This window comes from Haloflavibacter putidus (genome assembly GCF_006546625.1).
GTDB lineage: Bacteria > Bacteroidota > Bacteroidia > Flavobacteriales > Flavobacteriaceae > Mesonia > Mesonia putida.
Map to the genome: position 1 here is coordinate 426136 of NZ_VIAR01000001.1, position 17435 is coordinate 443570.

The following is a 17435-nucleotide window of genomic DNA, read 5'->3' on the forward strand; positions in this document are numbered from 1 at the left end:
TTGAATCATATACTCCCAAAAATCACCTTTGTTTGCATTGTGGTAGCAAGTTTTTTCCTGCCTATAAAAACCTCTATTAGCAATATTGGGCTTATTGGGTTGGTAGTAACTACCTTTTTATCTTTTGGTTTAAATGGTTTTCAAAAGAAAGGAAAATTAAGTTATTTTATTTTATTCTCGCCAATGGTGTTTTTTCTGCCATTGTTGTGGGGGTGGCTTTATTCTCCCGTAAAAGCAGACGCCTGGTACGAAATAAGTAAATACATCTTTTTAGGAATAACCCCGTTGTTTTTATTCCGTAAAGACATTGCCGCAAGTACTTTTAGAAAATATGCGTGCTACGGCATTTTAAGCGGAACGGTATTAAGTGGTTTATTTTTATTAGTACTTAATTTCTATAACTACAGCCAAACTAATTATCCGCTGCATTGGTTGCTTAATTATACTTTTACCAGTTTTAATTTTTTAAGTCCGTTAAAAGATATGCACCCCATTTATATGGGAATGTATTTTAGTATGGCCTTGGCCATTTTGTTATTTGCCAAGTTAAAACTGTCCAAAATAGTACAGGTTCTTTCGTTTGTAGTGTTAACGCTGGCAATTGTATTTTTTGCGTCGCGTATAATTTATGCCATTTTTATCTTGTTGGTTTTGCTTTATCTATTACATAACTTATCTTTTAAATCCTTTGCGGTTCTAATAACCGGCGTACTTATTTTGGTGGTTTTGGGTTTTAATTTTGTGCAAAAAACCTATTTATATCAAAAAACCGTGAACAACACTATTTGGGAGCTGCAAGAAAATGCGGGTACGATTAATACAAGCAAAAGTCAAAAAGTAGATTCTCGCTGGTCGCGTTGGCAAGTGGCGGTAGAAACCATAAAAGAAAAGCCAATTTTGGGCTATGGCGGAGGTGCAGAAAACGAAATTTTGTTGGAGAAATACCAACAATACCAAATGAAAAACTCGGCCGAGATGCATTACAACGCACACAACCAGTTTCTAGGCTTTTTTATACGTTTTGGGGTTGTGGGTACATTACTTCTATTGCTCTATTTTGTTAGAAACGGCATTACAGCATTTAAATATCAAAACCTGCTTTTTTTGTGTTTTCTAACCATTCTATTTTGGGCGTTTATGGTAGAGAATATTTTAGATCGTAATATGGGAATAAATTTCGTAGCGCTTTTCGGAACGCTTTTTTATGCTGAATTTTTAGCGAAAGAAACCAAAAACAAAGAAGATGAGGTGGCTAACTAAAGTTTCTAAAACAGAGGTTTTATTCTTTTTCCTGTTGCTGTTTTTCGGTATCGAATTTCTAAACAAAATCCAACTACACATTTGGGGATCTGAATTTCTAATTCAAAAAATTATAAAATCCGTTTGTTTGGCTTTTATGCTTGTTTATATGCTGTTTAGAGAACCCAAAAAACTTATATGGCTGGCAGCGATAAGCTTTGTGTTTTTATTAGGACAATACTTTTTAAATAATTCTTTTAGTTATTTTAGTATTGTTGGTTTTGGCAGGTATTTTTTCTTTTTAAGTATGATGCTTTTTTTTCATCCACTTATACAAAGTGGTAAACAAGAACAGGAGAAAGTGTTTGGTTGGTGGGAAAAACTATTGTGGCTAAACAACACTATAATTCTTATTGGTCTACTTTTCGGTCTGGAGATTTTTCGTTCGTATGGCGGAGAGCGTTGGGGATATAATGGTTTATTAATGGCTTCGGCCAACAGTACTTATTTTTATATTGCTGCTTTAATTTATTTTTTAATTCGGTATAAAAAAGATTATTTTAAAAAAAGCTTGTTTTGGTTTACGCTTATCGCCAGTATATGCACGGGTACAAAATCTGTTTATTTAGGAATATTACTGCTTGGTTTAATAGGCTTATTCCATTTAAACCTTCGCAAAAAAACAAAATCTGTTTTGCTAGCAGGTGTTGTTTTGCTTGGTTTTATTAGTATGTATATCCTGTTTACTTCCAAATTGTTTACAAGAATTGTTCGCGAGGATGGTTGGCTGTCGGCTATTTTATCCTATCGTGATACCAAGTTTACCCAAGAAACCATTCCTTACGTGCACGAAAACTGGCATACAATACATTATCTTATCGGTGGTCTATCCAATCCGTTTATTCGGCCACAAATGGAATTAATCGATTTATTTCTGTATTTCGGAGTCTTGGGCAGCGCATTATTCCTATATATATTTGCCCAGTTTTATTTTGATTTATTTCTTAGCAACTACCAAAAGTTAGTACTTTTAATCTTGCTCTTAATCCCAATTATCACAGGCAATTTTTTCTACAATGCTTCCGTTCCTATTTATTTAATCGTTCTAAAACTTGCTATAATAAATAAGACAAATTCCAAACCAAGGATTTTAAGCCAAAAATCCCTTTAAAATCTTCTAAAACCGTACTTTTGAATTTTTTAAATATATGGCGGCAGAACGCATAAAAATATTAAACACCTACATAGATAACCTCAGCATGCAAGAAACCCTGGCCTTGATAGATGCTAAAATTCAAGCTGAGGAATCTTTGCATCATACTGTTGTAAATGCCGGCAAAATTGTTGCGATGCAAAAAGATGAAAACTTACGAAAAAGCGTAAACGAAGCAGATCTCATTAATGCCGATGGGCAAGCGGTAATCTGGGCATCAAAAATTTTAAACAAACCGTTAAAAGAGCGTGTTGCCGGTATAGATTTATTTGAAAATTTAATCGGTTTGGCGCAAAAGAAAAAGCACAGCATTTATTTGCTTGGCGCGAAAGAAGAAGTGGTAAGCAAACTGGTAAAAATAATCCAGAAAAAATACGGCAAAGATGTAATTGCCGGTTTTAGAAATGGTTATTTTTCGGCAGAAGAAGAAAAGAAAATAGTAGAAGATATTGTGGCTAGCAATGCAAATATGTTATTTGTAGCCATGAGTTCTCCTAAAAAAGAGATATTTTTGCACCAGCATAGAAAAACCCTAAAGTCTGTTAATTTTATAATGGGCGTTGGAGGCAGTTTTGATGTCTTGTCCGGAAAAACCAAAAGAGCGCCACTTTGGATGCAAAAAGCCGGCTTAGAATGGTTTTACCGATTTCAACAAGAACCCAAACGAATGTGGAAAAGATATTTGGTGGGAAACACAAAATTTATAACCTTAGTACTAAAAGAAAAAATTAAAGCATGAAAATAACCGTAGTAGGAACAGGCTATGTAGGTCTGGTAACAGGAACTTGCCTAGCAGAAACCGGCAACGAAGTAGTTTGCGTAGATATAGACAAAGCAAAAGTAGAAAAAATGCGCAATGGGCAAGTACCCATTTACGAACCGCTTTTAGAAAGCTTGTTTGAACGTAATATAGAAGCTAACCGACTTAGTTTTACAACCAATCTACACGAAGGCTTAGACCACGGCGAAATTATTTTCTTAGCTTTACCAACACCAGACGGTGGCGATGGCTCGGCAGATTTGTCTTTTGTACTTAATGTAGCAGAAGATATTGGTAAATACATTACCTCTTACAAAGTAGTGGTAGATAAAAGTACAGTTCCCGTTGGTACCGCAGACAAAGTACGCGAGACAATTGCTAAGTTTACGGAAACAGAATTTGATGTGGTTTCCAACCCGGAATTTCTACGCGAAGGTTTTGCCGTAGACGATTTTCTTAAGCCAGAACGCATTGTTGTAGGTTCCGAAAGTCCGCGCGCAATAGATTTGATGGAGCGTTTATACAAACCTTTTGTACGCTCTGGCAATCCTATTTTAATTATGGATGAAAAATCTGCAGAGCTTACAAAATACGCGGCCAATTCCTTTTTGGCAACCAAAATCACCTTTATGAACGAGATTGCCAACTATTGCGAAAAAGTTGGCGCAGATGTAGACAAAGTAAGAATTGGTATGGGCACCGACTCTCGTATTGGTAAACGCTTTTTGTTTCCCGGTATTGGTTACGGCGGCTCTTGTTTCCCTAAAGATGTAAAAGCTTTAAAAAATTCTGGTAAAGAAGCCAACTACGATTTTAAGATTTTAGAATCTGTGGTAGATGTAAATACCAAGCAAAAGACTAGTTTACTTCCTAAAATAAAAGAATATTTTAACCAAGATTTAAACGGAAAAACCATTGCTTTATGGGGCTTATCTTTTAAACCGGAAACAGACGATATTCGCGAAGCGCCATCTTTATATATGATAGAGGAATTGCTTGCCAACGGAGCGAAAGTAGTTGCTTTTGATCCTGAAGCTATGCAGAATGTAAAAGATAAAATTGGAGACAAAATCTCTTACACTTCAGATATGTATGCAGCCTTAAAAGATGCAGATGCTTTGGTTATCGCTACAGAATGGAGTATTTTTAGAACTCCCGATTTTAAACGAATAAAAGAAAGCTTGGTAAATCCGGTGATTTTTGACGGACGTAACCTCTACGAAATAGAAGAAATAAAAGAAGCAGGATTTCAATATTATTCTATAGGGAGAAAAACAGTATAATGATGAGCAAACGCATTTTGATTACCGGTGCCGCCGGATTTTTGGGTTCGCATTTATGCGATAAATTTATAAAAGAAGGTTATCGCGTAATCGGAATGGATAACCTTATAACCGGCGATCTAAAAAATATAGAGCATCTTTTTGGCGACGAAAACTTTGAGTTTGCCCACCACGATGTTACCAAATTTGTACACGTGCCCGGCAAACTAGATTATATCTTGCATTTTGCGTCGCCGGCAAGTCCTATAGATTATTTAAAAATTCCTATCCAAACCTTAAAAGTAGGCAGTTTAGGTACGCATAATTTATTAGGCTTGGCCAAAGAAAAAAACGCAAGAATATTAATTGCCAGCACCTCAGAAGTTTATGGTGATCCGCAGGTGCATCCGCAAACAGAAGAATATTACGGAAATGTAAACGCCATTGGTCCGCGCGGAGTTTATGACGAAGCCAAGCGTTTTCAAGAATCTATAACTATGGCTTATCACCGTTTTCACGGATTAGAGACGCGCATAGTAAGAATATTTAATACCTACGGACCAAGAATGCGCCTAAACGACGGGCGCGTAATTCCTGCCTTTATTGGGCAAGCTTTGCGCGGAGAAGATTTAACCGTTTTTGGAGACGGCTCGCAAACCCGTTCTTTTTGCTATGTAGACGATCAAATAGATGGTATTTATAAACTCTTGCTTAGCGATTATAGCAATCCGGTAAACATTGGCAATCCATACGAAATTACCATAAAAGATTTTGCCGAAGAGATTATAAAACTTACCGGAACAGAACAAAAAATAACCTATAAGCCTTTACCAAAAGACGACCCAATGCAACGCCAACCAGATATTAGTAAAGCCAAAGAGGTGCTTGGTTGGGAGCCAAAAGTAGATAGGGAAGAAGGTATGCAAAAAACCTACGCTTATTTTAAAACCTTATCTGCAGAAGAATTGCAGAAAAAAGAACACAAAGATTTCTCTAAGCACATTATAAAGTAGCCAAAAAAATGCTGGTAAAGCAAGGAAGATATTCGGGATATTTACGACCGTTGGCTTATATTATAGATCTAGCCATCATTCTTGTATTTGCTTTACAGTTTAATTTTGGATTGGTAGATTACTTCAATTACGCCATTTTTGTATCTATTGGCTGGCTGGTACTTTCGCTAAAATCTAACTTTTACGAAGTTTACCGTTTTACCGGTCTTACCAAAATATTATCGCTTAGTTTTTTACAATTTGTTCTTTTTGGCCTTGTAGTTTTCTCTTTTTTCGGACTTTTTGAAGAATTAAGTAGACCCGCCTGGCGAATTTTTAATTACATAGGCAAGGTTTTCTTGCTTATTGTAGCTTTTAAACTTACAGTTTTTTACCTGCTAAAACCCTATAGAAAACTTTTGGGTGGTAATTTTAGAAAGACAGTAATTATTGGTAAAAACAGCAAAACTAGACGTCTTAAAGATTTCTTCGATAAGAATCCGGTTTATGGTTATAAATGCGACAAAGTATTTGCCCTAGATCAAAATGAAAATTTTCTTATAGAAGACTGCTTTGCTTATATTATAGAAAACAATATTGACGAAATTTACTGCTCTATCTCAGAGCTTACCAACGTACAAACACATAAAATAATAGACTTTGCAGACAACAATCTAAAAGTACTTAAATTCTTACCAGACAATAAAGATATTTATTCCATGCAAACCAAAATGGAATATTATGGCTATTTACCTATTTTATCTTTACGGAATATTCCTATAGAAGATCCCATAAATCAATTTATAAAACGCAGTTTTGATATTTTAGTTTCGCTTTTTGTAATTGTTTTTATTCTCTCTTGGCTAACGCCTATTTTGGCAATATTCATCAAATTGGGATCCAGAGGACCGGTTTTTTTCCGTCAACGCAGAAACGGCTTAGATTACAAAGAGTTTTACTGTTATAAATTTCGCTCTATGAAGTTAAATCCGCAAGCGAATTTGCATCAAGTATCACGCAACGATAAACGCATTACCGGCATTGGTAAATTTATGCGTAAAACCAGCATAGACGAGATGCCGCAGTTTATAAATGTTTTATTGGGAGATATGTCGGTAGTTGGTCCGCGACCGCATATGGTAAGCCACACACATATGTATGCAGAGCGTATAGATAAATTTATGGTGCGGCATTTTGTAAAACCCGGCATTACCGGTTTGGCACAAACCAGTGGTTTTCGCGGTGAAGTAGAAAGCGATTACGATATTATAAACCGTGTAAAATACGATATTTTTTATATAGAAAACTGGTCGCTTTTACTCGATTTAAAGATTATATTCCAAACAATTTTTAATGCCCTTAAAGGGGAAGAAAAAGCGTATTAGATGAACGATAAAGTCTCGATAATAACGCCAACCTATAATTCTGCAAAATTTATTCTTCAAACCATTAAATCGGTGCAAAACCAAACGCATCATAATTGGGAAATGCTGCTTACAGATGATTGCTCTACAGATAATACAGCAGAAATAATCAAAACCGAAGCAGAAAAAGACCCAAGAATCAAGCTTTTTACCTTAGCGGAAAACTCCGGTCCGGCAGTTGCCAGAAATAATTCTATTAAAAATGCAACGGGAAAATATATGGCTTTTTTAGACGCAGATGATATTTGGTTTGATTTTCATTTAAAAAATAGCATTAAAACCATTCAAGAAACGGGCGTAGGTTTTGTTTTTGCTTCTTACAAGCGTTCTAACGAAGCTTTAGAATTTGTACACTCTGATTTTATAGTACCGGAAAAAGCCACCTATACAGATATCTTAAAATCGAATTCTATCTCTTGCCTGACTGCTTTTTTAGATATAGAAAAATTGGGTAAAAAATATATGCCGTTGGTTAGAAAACGTCAAGATATGGGACTTTGGTTAAGCTATTTAAAAGAAGTTCCTCACGCAATTGGTATAAAAGAATGCCACGCCATTTACAGGATGCGAGATGATTCTTTATCTCGCGATAAAAAGAAGCTAATAAAATACCAATGGGAATTTTATAGAAAGGTAGAAAAACTCAATCCAATTCAATCTGCTTATTATTTGATGAACTGGATGTATTTAGGTTATAAAAAATATAAAAATTAAGGTTTTCTGTTTTTTACAACTGCAACTTTTACAAAAAAGTAAAAGCTTAATTCTTTAAATCTATTATTCGAGAATTAGCCGTTAAACTGCTTGAATAGTATATAATTCGATCAAATGCTTCACAATCCTTTCCGAAGTTTTACCATCCCACAAATCTGGGGCAGAAGCTTTTTTCCACTTACCGGAATTTAAGGTTTTAAAAGCTTGTTTAATTTTTTCCAAATCAGAGCCTACCAATTCATTTGAGCCAATTTCGCAAGTTTCCGGACGCTCGGTCGAGTCTCTAAAAGTTATGCAAGGAATGTTCAGCATTGTGGTTTCTTCCGTAATGCCACCAGAATCGGTTAAAACCGCAAAGGCATTTTTTATCAAATAAATAAAATTAAGATACCCCTGGGGTTCTACATAATGCAAATTGTCGTAGTTGAGGTTTAAATTTTGCAGCAACTTTTTGGTACGCGGATGTACCGGAAAAATAATAGGCTTTCCTTGCGATTTTTCTACAATAGTAGAAATTAACGATTTTAACTGGGTTTCTTCGTCCACGTTAGATGGTCTGTGCAAGGTCATAACATAATACGATTTTTCTTGCAAGTTTAGCTTGTCATAAAAAGCTGGTTTTTCTATGCGATCCAGATTTTTAAAAAGCGTGTCTATCATTACGTTTCCTACCAAGAATAATTGCTTTTCGGTTTTACCGGAAGCCAACAAGTTTTGGTTCGCCAGCTTGGTAGTTGTAAAAAAATAATCGGTAATACTATCGGTTACAATGCGGTTTATTTCTTCGGGCATTTTCATATCGCCAGAGCGTATTCCGCCTTCTACGTGGGCAACATCTGTGTTTAACTTTTTGGCTACAATAGCACAAGCCATCGTAGAGGTAACATCGCCAACCACCAAAACCAAATCTGCCGGATTCTCGAGAAGTTCCGTTTCAAACTTAGTCATAATTTGCGCGGTTTGTTCGGCTTGCGAGCCACTTTTTACTTCCAAATTGATATCTGGATGCGGAATGTTAAGTTCTTCAAAAAAAGTAGCACTTAACCTTTTATCGTAATGTTGCCCGGTATGTACCAAACGGTAACCTATATTTTTACCCTGGTTTTTTGCGTGGTTAATAGCTGCAATAATAGGCGCAATTTTCATAAAGTTGGGTCGCGCACCGGCAATGATGGTTATTTTAAGCATCTTGATTTACTTTTGATATAAACTGTTTGAGTTTACCACTTTTAGAACGCTCTAATTGCTTAAATCTTTTAAATTTTAATTTTAATCCTGGTTCTAAATAAGTGGCAATAGCTTTTGTTATTTTATCTTTCTTGGCGTCTGATAAATCTTCTTCCGCGCAGTATTCTATATGAAATTCGGCTGTTGTTTCTTGTATTATTTTTATTTCTTTTACCAAGCCGGCATCTTCTATAACAGATTTGGTTACGTAATAAAAACTAAGCGCAGGCACTTTTTTTCCGCTTGGTAAAAGCGCAAACTGATTGGTTCTGCCTATCAATTTTTTTAAAATAGGTTTCTGTGGCGTACTTTTTTTGTCTAAAACCCCAATATCGCCAATTTTATAACGAATAAACGGATGCGCTTGATTATAAAGCGAAGTAATTACCACAGCCCCTTCTTCGCCGTAAGGCAAAACATTACCTATATCGTCTACAATTTCTACAAATAAAGTTTTATTGTTTACAAGCCAATCTCCTTTTGGGTTTTCAAAAGCTATAATGTCTAATTCGCTTGCGCCATATTCGTTTACAATAGGAATGCCTAATTGTTTTTGCAATAAAATTTTATCTTTTTCAAAAAGCATTTCGCTAGTGGTAATGCAAACTTTTAAGCTAGGACAAACTACTTTTAAGACGATGTTTTTCTTTTGTAAAAATTTAGCAAAAAGCACGATAGAACTGGTGTAACCGTTAAGAAGCTCGAAAGGTTTTTTCTGAAAGCGTTGTAAAAAACCTTCCAGTTTTTTATCCGATAAATCAAAAATATCCAACCGAAAGCGATTGGCCATAAAGTCTTTCAATCGCTCTTTATAATACCCTTTAAAATCTTTCGGAATTCCGTAAAAACGCGCTTCTAAAGAAGAACCCATTTTTATATTGTACTGCGAGTAAAGCCAAATAATATGCGCCCAAGTTAATGCGTGTGCATATTTGTCTTTTGCAAAAACAAACGGATTACCGCTAGAACCAGAAGTTTTGTTTACAAAAATGTCTTTTTTATTGTAATTTTCACTTAGTCGTTCGTCTAAAGGTTTTTGTAAATCTTGCTTGGTCATTATAGGAATTTCCGACCAATTTTCAGGGAACTTGCCATTTAATAAAGCTCTAAAATGTGGATTTTTATCAAAGTGAAATTTTGCGATTTCCCACTTTTTCCGTTCGCTATAATCTTCAGAATTACTCTCTAATTCCTGTCTTATTTGCTGCAATTGCTGTTTTGCTTCCGTTAACGGAAAACCTTTTACTTGCAATACTTTTTCAAACAGATTAGACAATTTTTCCCATAATTTAATTAGTCTGGCAATTTACAAACAATTATTTTTGAAGCCATAACCAAAACACAACAAAAAATGAATATCCTTATTTTAGGTTCTGGCGGCCGCGAACATACTTTTGCGCACCAACTGGCAAAAAGCAAGCAATGCAAAAACCTGTATGTCGCTCCCGGAAATGCAGGAACCGCGCAAATAGCAGAAAATATTAGTTTAGATCCTACCAATTTTGATGCTGTAAAACAATTGGTGTTAGAAAAGGATATAGAAATGTTGGTGGTTGGCCCGGAGCAGCCATTGGTAGATGGTATCACAGATTTTTTTAAGGAAGACGAGAAATTATCGCATATAAAAGTTATTGGGCCCGGCAAACGCGGGGCGCTTTTAGAAGGCAGTAAAGAACGCGCCAAAGAGTTTATGGCAATGCACAAAATTCCTACTGCGGCTTACGAAAGCTTTACGGAAAAAAGTCTGGAAGCGGGCAAAAAGTTTTTAGAGACATTAAAATCGCCATACGTGTTAAAAGCAGATGGCTTGGCGGGAGGAAAAGGCGTGCTGATTTTAAAAGATCTGGCCGAAGCCCAACAAGAATTGGAAAATATGCTTAGCGGAAAATTTGGAGCCGCAAGTAAAACCGTAGTAATAGAAGAATTTTTAGACGGCATAGAACTAAGCGTTTTTGTGCTAACCGATGGTGAAAATTATAAAATATTACCAACGGCCAAAGACTATAAACGCATTGGCGAAGGCGATACCGGTTTAAATACTGGCGGAATGGGCGCAATATCTCCGGTACCATTTGCCGATGCTGTTTTTATGGAAAAAGTAAAAAAACGCATTGTGCAACCAACTGTAAAAGGCTTACAAAAGGAAGAAATAGATTATAAAGGTTTTATATTTATTGGTCTTATTATGGTAAACCAAGAACCCTACGTAATAGAATACAATGTACGAATGGGCGATCCAGAAACCGAAGTAGTTTTGCCAAGAATTAAAACAGATTTGGTAGAAATTTTAGAAAAGACCGCTACGGGAAGTTTAAAGCAAATAAATTTAGAAATAATAAAAGAAGCGGCAGCTACTGTAATGACAGTATCAGCAGGATACCCCGAGGCTTATGATAAAAATAAAGAAATTACCGGTTTAGACAAAATAGAAGATGCAATCGTTTTTCACGCCGGTACAAAACAAGAGAACGGGAAAATTCTAACAAATGGCGGACGCGTATTGGCAGTTACCGCTTTTGGAAAAGATTACCAAGAAGCATTAAAAAAAGCCTATCAAAACGTAGAAAAAATACATTTTGATAAGCTATATTATAGAAAAGACTTAGGAAAAGACCTAGTCTAAAATATTCTTGTTACGAACGCACTCTTTTTGCAGAACGATCGTTATGGTTATCTTGTTCTTTTTTAAGCTGCATCGTCCAATACACAAAAGCGGCAGCAGCAATAAGCATAAAAACAAAATTAAGAAGATTGGCAGCCCACCAGCTGTCTAACTCTAATGAGCGCAAAGCATCTAATGGTATAAATAAAAAATCTTCAAAAATAGAAGCGATAAATTCCCAGAAATCTCTCATGATAGCAAACTTTGTTATAAATTTCTACAAAAGTACGAAATTAACCTATGTTAACAAGTTTTTTTAAAAAATCTAAACCCATCAATTTTTTATTGGTAGCGGTTTTTATGAGCTTTTTTTACGTATACACCAATTTTCTTGGTAACGTAAAGAATTTTAGCTGGAGTTTTGCCGTACAAAAAATAGTGGTTTTACTCCTGTTTTTTATGCTAATGTTTTTGTTGAACTTTATTGTAAAACGGAATCAAGTAACGCAAAAAAACACCTTTACCATTGCGCTGTTTGCGGTATTTACCGCTATGTTTACGCCGCTTTTAGAAAATGGTAAATTGCTGCTGTCTGCTTTTTTGGTAATGCTCGCTCTAAGACGCATTGTAAGCTTGCGCTCTGGTAAAGCCATAAAAAGCAAAATTTTTGATGCCGCTTTATGGATTTCCCTTGCAGCTATTATCACACCTCCTACGTTTTTATTTCTTGGTTTAGTATATTTTGGCATAGCCCTTTTTTGTCCCACCAACGGACGCAATTGGTTTTTACCCCTGCTTTCGGTAATTACTATTTTTATTTTAAAAACCAGTTGGGATTTATTTTTCTTCGATCAGTTTTATATTCCTTGGCAATCTTCTGCGTTAGAAAATCTTGGTTTCGAAGTATATAACGACCTCAATATCTTATTACCCTTAAGTGTATTTTTAGCTTTTACAATTTGGGTTATTTTTCATTACTTTAAAAAATTGCAAGCTTTGGGTAGAAAGCAAAAACCTACCTATTATCTTATTTTAGCCAGCGTGTTAACTGGGATTTTTTGCATATTGCTAACACCAGAAAAAAACGGAGCAGAAATTTTGTGGCTTATTTTGCCGGTAAGCATAATTGGAGCCAATTATTTTCAGAAAAAATCAGAAAAATGGTTTAAAGAGTCACTTTTACTATCTTTAACCATCCTGTGTTTTATCTTTCTATTTATAAACTTTTGAAGTACGATATCTTCCATATAGAAAAACAACTGCAACAACGTTTGTCCTACGCCTACAATTGGGGGCAAAAACAAAACGACGAGTGGGACCAATACACCAATTTTATTTACAATATTCCCAATTGGCAAGCCGTTGTAGAAGCTATGCGCGCCACTTTAGAGGTACATCCGCTAAACAAGCGCGACTTTTTTAATTATGCCGCCAACCGCTGGTTTAACTTTTGGAGCGCGATGGCGATAGAGCAAATTTTTAGCGAATTAGAAAATGTAACCCCGTCACACAACCACAAGAACCGTTTGGTAGATTTTAGCCTTAACGGAATTGACCTTGACCATAAAACAAGTGTTTACCCCAAAGGCTTTCGACAAACGCTTTTCTATGCCCAAAAACACGAAGAAGAATTACTACAATGGCTGTATAAAAACCAAAGTCAGCAACAGCGTAAACATCTGGAAAATCGCTTATTCTTAATCGTTCACGCCGCAGATGGCGAGCATTGGAAATTAAAAGCAGAAATCACCTGGCTAAAAACCAAGGTAGAAAATTACGTCAAACATTTTAGTCCGTCCCAACTCAAACAATTACCCTTAGAAGAAGACCGGACAGCTTTGGCAGATATTATTTGGGCTGTAAAAGAATAAGAATACTTTTTTGGGCGTTCCTTGCTCAGAAAAAGAGCAGGTCGGGCTTTCCGCACTCGCTTCCCAATGCTACCGCCTTGGGAGAGCTCAAACAAATGCTCCAATACCTAACGCGGGGATATTTTTGAAGAGGCAGTTTTAAACTAACCGATTATCCTGCAAGGTTTTTCCAACCTTGTATAGGTATATTCAAGAGTCCTGTTATTTAAAGAATTGAGAAGCTATTTTTTGGTTTTTCTTTTCGGTCTGGTAAAGAAACCTACAGGGTTTTAGAAACCCTGCAGGTTGGTGTTGGTTTAAGAATTAAAGTCTACCTAATTTTATTTACAACCTATTAGTTACTATTTTTGGCGACTATAACTAAAAATCGCTTCTGTTTGAATTACATCGGTTCTAAAAATAAGCTCTCTGCCTGGATTATAGACAGCGTACAAAAAACAATTCCGCAAAGCTTAGAAACAATGGTTTTTTGCGATTTATTCGCCGGCACCGGAATTGTTGGCAGGAAGTTTAAACCGCTCATAAAACAAGTTATAGCTAACGATGTTGAGTTTTACAGCTATATTTTATTACAAAATTATATTGGCAACCATCAAGCCTTAGACAACACAGCTAAGCGTATCGATTTTTTAAACCAATTACCGCCAAAAAAAGCTTTTATTGCAAATGAATATGGCCAAAACGGCAAAAGTGACCGCATGTTTTTTTCCCAAGCAAATGCCGAAAAAATAGATGCTATACGGTTGCAAATAGAAGCTTGGAAAAACGCAGAAGAAATTACGCAACAAGAATATTATTTCTTCTTATGCAGTCTACTAGAAAGTGCAGACAAAGTGGCCAATACTGCATCTGTGTACGGTGCTTTTTTAAAAAAGATTAAAACTTCGGCGGCAAAACCGCTTATTTTAAAAGCGGCCGAATTTGAAAAAACTACGGGTTCGCATCAGGTTTTTCAGGAAGATGCCAATAGTTTGATAAAAAAGATTTCGGGAGATATTTTATATTTAGATCCGCCTTATAACGCAAGGCAATACGGGGCAAATTACCATTTACTCAACACCATTGCGCGTTATAATAATTTTGAACCTAAAGGTAAAACCGGTTTACCAGATTATTATAAATCGCTTTATTGCAAAAAGGCGGAAGTTGGCAAGCAGTTAGAAGAATTATTAAAAAATGCCGACTTTAAGTATATCTTTTTAAGTTATAATAACGAAGGACTTTTATCTTCCGAAAACATAAAACAAATTATGGAAAACTTTGGAAGTTATAGTTTAGAAACCACCACTTACCAACGTTTTAAGGCAGATAAAACAGAAAACAGGCAACATAAAGCAACCAGAACAACAGAGTATTTACATATTTTGAAAAAGTAGGTAGAAAATATCTTTCTCCTTTTAAAGATTACAAGAAGAATACTAAATTTTTCAATAGTTAACTACTAAGGTTTTTAGACGAATTTGATTTCGTGTACTTGCTTATTTGCTTTAAAACACTTTCTTTTTTTTCTTTTTCTTCCGCAATATCATAATCATTTTGTAGCCCAAGCCAAAATGTAGCTGAATTCCCAAAATATTTACTTAATCTTAAGGCAGTATCTGCTGTAATTCGGCGTTTTCCTTTTATTATCTCCGAAATTCTAGTTTGTGGAATTTTCAAATTTTTGGAAAGTCGGTATGCTGTAATTTCCAATGGATCAAGAAATTCATAAAATAAAATTTCGCCGGGATGTACGTTAGGTAATTTTTTCATTTTTTTCGTTCTTTCAATGATAATCAATAATTTCAACTTCTCTTGCGTTCGCCTCGTCCCAAATAAAAATTATTCGCCATTGCTTGTTAATTCTAATACTGTAAAATCCTTTTAAATTTCCGGACAATTTTTCAAGTCTATTGGATGGAGGTATTTTTAAATCAGCAATATTTTGTGAATTATTAAGCATTCTCAATTTCCGCCGCCCAATTTTTTGTGCGCTAAGTGGCATTTTTTTTACTCGGAAACCATTCCATATCTGTTCACTTTCTTTCGAACCAAAAGATAATATCATAACTTCTCGCGTTACTAACGTCAAAGATAAGTAAAATTATCTTTTATTTTTCCGGTAATATTCGTTTATTGATTCTTTCCTTAAATTATCGCATAGAAAAAGCAATTTTCGTTTTAAATGAAAAATATATGCTTATTTTTGATAAAATCCGAAAAAAGAAAACATTCAGTAACCCAATAGTGCCTAAAAAGGTGCTTTTAGAAAATAGTTTATGAAAGCAGAAAAGACAAAATTTTCAGATAAAGCCAATCGCGTTTTTAAAGAAGTTATAGAAAAATACCACGAAATAAATACCGTAAATCAGCCCTTCGAAAATCCGTATAACGATAAAAACGAACTTATAGAGCATTTACTTTATCGTAAATGCTGGATAGACACCGTACAATGGCATTACGAAGATATTATTCGCGATCCTGAAATAGATCCGGTAACAGCGCTAGAAATAAAACGTAAAATAGACGCATCTAACCAAGACCGCACAGATACGGTAGAATATATAGACAGTTATTTTCTGGACCTTTTTAAAAATGTAGAACCCAAAGAAGACGCGACAATAAATACCGAAAGTCCGGCTTGGGGCGTGGACAGACTTTCTATTTTGGCTTTAAAAATTTACCATATGAACGAGGAAGCCAATAGAGAAGATGCCAGCCAAGAACACCAAATGAAATGCCAAGCAAAGTTGGATGTTTTGTTAGAGCAACGCGTAGATTTATCTATGGCTATCAACCAATTGTTAGAAGATATTGCTGCCGGCAGAAAGTATATGAAGGTTTACCGCCAGATGAAAATGTATAACGACGACGAATTAAACCCTATTTTACGACAGAAAAAATAACCGGGTTTTTATGAAGCAACAACCCAAGCATATTTTGGTACTTCGTTTATCTGCAATGGGCGATGTGGCAATGTGCGTGCCTGTTTTGCAGGCTTTTCGGCAACAATATCCGGCAATAAAAATTACTGTATTAACCAAAGCTTTTTTTAAACCTATTGTAGAGCAAATTCCCGGGGTTTCGGTTAAGCTTGCCAAAGTAAAAACAGAACACAAAGGCTTGGGCGGCTTGGTAAATCTGGCAACTACTTTACGGAAAGAAGTAGCTTTTGACGCCGTGGCAGATTTGCATAACGTGTTGCGTACCAAAGTTTTGGGAGCCGTTTGGCAACTTTACGGAATAAATTTGGAAAAGATAAATAAGGGTCGTGCAGAGAAAAAAGCGTTGACCGCTTCTAAAAATAAAAACTTTAAAGCTTTAAAAACCACCCACCAACGCTACGCCGAAGTTTTTGAAAAATTGGGTTTCCCCGTAGACCTTAGCACAAAAATTGAAAAGCAACGTTTACAAGTGCCAGCTGCTGTAAAAAAACATTTAGACGCTGAAAAAAAATGGATTGGTTTTGCGCCTTTTGCAGCGCACAAAGCTAAAATGTATCCTTTAGATTTATCTGAAAAAATAATAGCTTTATTAGTTAAAAACCCAAACTACGAAATTATTTTATTTGGTGGCGGAAAAAAAGAAACCCCAGAATTGGAAAGATTGGCAAAAACGCATAGTAATGTACATTTTTTTGGAAAAAATTGCAGTTTTGAAGAAGAGTTGCAACTGGTTTCTAATTTAGAATTAATGCTTTCTATGGATAGTGGCAACGGCCATTTGGCAGCAATGTTTCAAGTGCCGGTAATTACTTTATGGGGCGCCACGCATCCGTATGCAGGTTTTGCGCCTTTTGGACAACCGACAGAAAACCAGTTTTTACCGGATAGGGAGAAATATCCTTTATTGCCAACTTCCATTTATGGTAATAAAGAAGTGGCCGGTTATGAAAATGTAATGCGCGATATTGAGCCGGAAAAAGTAATAGAACGAATTAAAGAAATTATAGAATAAAACAGCCTTTATGGAATTTTCAAACCCAATTTTAACCTACGCCATTCTGGGCATTTGCATTGTATACATTGGTTTTAACATAAGCCGTTACCAGCACTTAGACAACAACCAAAAAAGACGATTATATATAATAGGTGTGGTTTTTGTTTTGTATGTAATTGTAAAGTTTTGGCGTGTTTTGGTGTAAAGATTTTA

General features: G+C 35.5%; 19 protein-coding genes. 14 read left to right on the forward strand and 5 right to left on the reverse strand.

Annotated features, from left to right (window positions below; genetic code table 11):
* The 7 genes from FKR84_RS01925 to FKR84_RS01955 all read left to right on the forward strand — a co-directional run bounded on the left by FKR84_RS01925 (position 1) and on the right by FKR84_RS01955 (position 7604).
* Positions 1-1260, forward strand: a complete 1260-nt coding sequence (locus FKR84_RS01925) for an O-antigen ligase family protein (RefSeq protein ID WP_233357631.1) — start codon at positions 1-3, stop codon at positions 1258-1260.
* 127 nt (positions 1261-1387) lie between these two features.
* On the forward strand, positions 1388-2410 hold the full coding sequence (locus FKR84_RS01930; RefSeq protein WP_141420495.1) for a hypothetical protein: 1023 nt from the start codon (positions 1388-1390) through the stop codon (positions 2408-2410).
* A gap of 37 nt (positions 2411-2447) precedes the next feature.
* The gene (locus FKR84_RS01935) at positions 2448-3191 is read left to right on the forward strand and encodes a WecB/TagA/CpsF family glycosyltransferase (RefSeq protein WP_141420496.1); all 744 of its coding nucleotides are present in this window, start codon (positions 2448-2450) and stop codon (positions 3189-3191) included.
* Entirely contained in the window at positions 3188-4495 is a 1308-nt protein-coding gene (locus tag FKR84_RS01940) for a UDP-glucose dehydrogenase family protein (RefSeq protein WP_141420497.1), read from the forward strand. Before FKR84_RS01935 ends, FKR84_RS01940 begins: the two co-directional genes overlap by 4 nt.
* A 2-nt stretch (positions 4496-4497) precedes the next feature.
* Entirely contained in the window at positions 4498-5487 is a 990-nt protein-coding gene (locus FKR84_RS01945) for a UDP-glucuronic acid decarboxylase family protein (protein ID WP_141420498.1), read from the forward strand.
* An 8-nt stretch (positions 5488-5495) separates the two neighbouring features.
* Positions 5496-6851, forward strand: a complete 1356-nt coding sequence (locus tag FKR84_RS01950) for an exopolysaccharide biosynthesis polyprenyl glycosylphosphotransferase (RefSeq protein WP_141420499.1) — start codon at positions 5496-5498, stop codon at positions 6849-6851.
* Positions 6852-7604, forward strand: coding sequence for a glycosyltransferase family 2 protein (locus FKR84_RS01955; protein ID WP_141420500.1), 753 nt, complete (start codon positions 6852-6854; stop codon positions 7602-7604). It begins immediately after the preceding gene.
* An 81-nt stretch (positions 7605-7685) separates the two neighbouring features.
* Here FKR84_RS01955 and wecB read toward each other — a convergent pair whose 3' ends face one another.
* The gene (gene wecB / locus FKR84_RS01960; protein ID WP_141420501.1) at positions 7686-8792 is read right to left on the reverse strand and encodes a non-hydrolyzing UDP-N-acetylglucosamine 2-epimerase; all 1107 of its coding nucleotides are present in this window, start codon (positions 8790-8792) and stop codon (positions 7686-7688) included.
* Entirely contained in the window at positions 8785-10107 is a 1323-nt protein-coding gene (locus tag FKR84_RS01965) for a phenylacetate--CoA ligase family protein (RefSeq protein ID WP_141420502.1), read from the reverse strand. The genes wecB and FKR84_RS01965 overlap by 8 nt, the downstream gene beginning before the upstream one ends.
* A 75-nt stretch (positions 10108-10182) precedes the next feature.
* Here FKR84_RS01965 and purD point away from each other — a divergent pair, with 75 nt between their 5' ends.
* Positions 10183-11454, forward strand: a complete 1272-nt coding sequence (gene purD, locus FKR84_RS01970; RefSeq protein WP_141420503.1) for a phosphoribosylamine--glycine ligase — start codon at positions 10183-10185, stop codon at positions 11452-11454.
* A 10-nt stretch (positions 11455-11464) separates the two neighbouring features.
* Here purD and FKR84_RS01975 read toward each other — a convergent pair whose 3' ends face one another.
* Positions 11465-11686 (reverse strand): DUF6341 family protein, encoded by a 222-nt coding sequence (locus FKR84_RS01975; RefSeq protein WP_141420504.1) that lies wholly within the window; start codon positions 11684-11686, stop codon positions 11465-11467.
* 47 nt (positions 11687-11733) lie between these two features.
* Here FKR84_RS01975 and FKR84_RS01980 point away from each other — a divergent pair, with 47 nt between their 5' ends.
* From FKR84_RS01980 to FKR84_RS01990, 3 genes are all read left to right on the forward strand, one after another.
* On the forward strand, positions 11734-12663 hold the full coding sequence (locus tag FKR84_RS01980) for a DUF6427 family protein (RefSeq protein ID WP_141420505.1): 930 nt from the start codon (positions 11734-11736) through the stop codon (positions 12661-12663).
* The gene (locus FKR84_RS01985; protein WP_233357632.1) at positions 12660-13304 is read left to right on the forward strand and encodes a hypothetical protein; all 645 of its coding nucleotides are present in this window, start codon (positions 12660-12662) and stop codon (positions 13302-13304) included. The genes FKR84_RS01980 and FKR84_RS01985 overlap by 4 nt, the downstream gene beginning before the upstream one ends.
* Before the next feature lie 377 nt (positions 13305-13681).
* A complete protein-coding gene (locus FKR84_RS01990; RefSeq protein ID WP_141420506.1) occupies positions 13682-14680 on the forward strand; it encodes a DNA adenine methylase in 999 nt (332 codons plus the stop codon).
* A gap of 58 nt (positions 14681-14738) precedes the next feature.
* Here the strand turns inward: FKR84_RS01990 and FKR84_RS01995 are convergent, their stop codons facing one another.
* On the reverse strand, positions 14739-15056 hold the full coding sequence (locus tag FKR84_RS01995) for a HigA family addiction module antitoxin (protein ID WP_141420507.1): 318 nt from the start codon (positions 15054-15056) through the stop codon (positions 14739-14741).
* A 13-nt stretch (positions 15057-15069) separates the two neighbouring features.
* On the reverse strand, positions 15070-15351 hold the full coding sequence (locus FKR84_RS02000) for a type II toxin-antitoxin system RelE/ParE family toxin (protein ID WP_141420508.1): 282 nt from the start codon (positions 15349-15351) through the stop codon (positions 15070-15072).
* A gap of 211 nt (positions 15352-15562) precedes the next feature.
* On the opposite strand from FKR84_RS02000, the gene FKR84_RS02005 reads away from it, so the two are divergent.
* The 3 genes from FKR84_RS02005 to FKR84_RS13275 are packed head-to-tail and all read left to right on the forward strand — an operon-like array spanning position 15563 to position 17427.
* Entirely contained in the window at positions 15563-16189 is a 627-nt protein-coding gene (locus FKR84_RS02005) for a DUF4254 domain-containing protein (RefSeq protein WP_141420509.1), read from the forward strand.
* A gap of 10 nt (positions 16190-16199) precedes the next feature.
* Complete coding sequence (locus FKR84_RS02010) at positions 16200-17240, forward strand: glycosyltransferase family 9 protein (RefSeq protein WP_141420510.1); 1041 nt, start codon at positions 16200-16202, stop codon at positions 17238-17240.
* Positions 17241-17250: 10 nt separating this feature from the next.
* Entirely contained in the window at positions 17251-17427 is a 177-nt protein-coding gene (locus tag FKR84_RS13275) for a hypothetical protein (RefSeq protein WP_233357633.1), read from the forward strand.
* Positions 17428-17435 lie beyond the last annotated feature (8 nt).

Coding starts and splice junctions, on each gene's coding strand:
- FKR84_RS13275 (WP_233357633.1), top strand. CDS start 17,251: ATGGAATTTTCAAACCCAATTTTAACCTACGCCATTCTGGGCATTTGC.
- FKR84_RS02010 (WP_141420510.1), top strand. CDS start 16,200: ATGAAGCAACAACCCAAGCATATTTTGGTACTTCGTTTATCTGCAATG.
- FKR84_RS01980 (WP_141420505.1), top strand. CDS start 11,734: ATGTTAACAAGTTTTTTTAAAAAATCTAAACCCATCAATTTTTTATTG.
- purD (WP_141420503.1), top strand. CDS start 10,183: ATGAATATCCTTATTTTAGGTTCTGGCGGCCGCGAACATACTTTTGCG.
- wecB (WP_141420501.1), bottom strand. CDS start 8,792: ATGCTTAAAATAACCATCATTGCCGGTGCGCGACCCAACTTTATGAAA.
- FKR84_RS01940 (WP_141420497.1), top strand. CDS start 3,188: ATGAAAATAACCGTAGTAGGAACAGGCTATGTAGGTCTGGTAACAGGA.
- FKR84_RS01955 (WP_141420500.1), top strand. CDS start 6,852: ATGAACGATAAAGTCTCGATAATAACGCCAACCTATAATTCTGCAAAA.
- FKR84_RS01945 (WP_141420498.1), top strand. CDS start 4,498: ATGAGCAAACGCATTTTGATTACCGGTGCCGCCGGATTTTTGGGTTCG.
- FKR84_RS01950 (WP_141420499.1), top strand. CDS start 5,496: ATGCTGGTAAAGCAAGGAAGATATTCGGGATATTTACGACCGTTGGCT.
- FKR84_RS02005 (WP_141420509.1), top strand. CDS start 15,563: ATGAAAGCAGAAAAGACAAAATTTTCAGATAAAGCCAATCGCGTTTTT.
- FKR84_RS01975 (WP_141420504.1), bottom strand. CDS start 11,686: ATGAGAGATTTCTGGGAATTTATCGCTTCTATTTTTGAAGATTTTTTA.
- FKR84_RS02000 (WP_141420508.1), bottom strand. CDS start 15,351: ATGATATTATCTTTTGGTTCGAAAGAAAGTGAACAGATATGGAATGGT.
- FKR84_RS01935 (WP_141420496.1), top strand. CDS start 2,448: ATGGCGGCAGAACGCATAAAAATATTAAACACCTACATAGATAACCTC.
- FKR84_RS01995 (WP_141420507.1), bottom strand. CDS start 15,056: ATGAAAAAATTACCTAACGTACATCCCGGCGAAATTTTATTTTATGAA.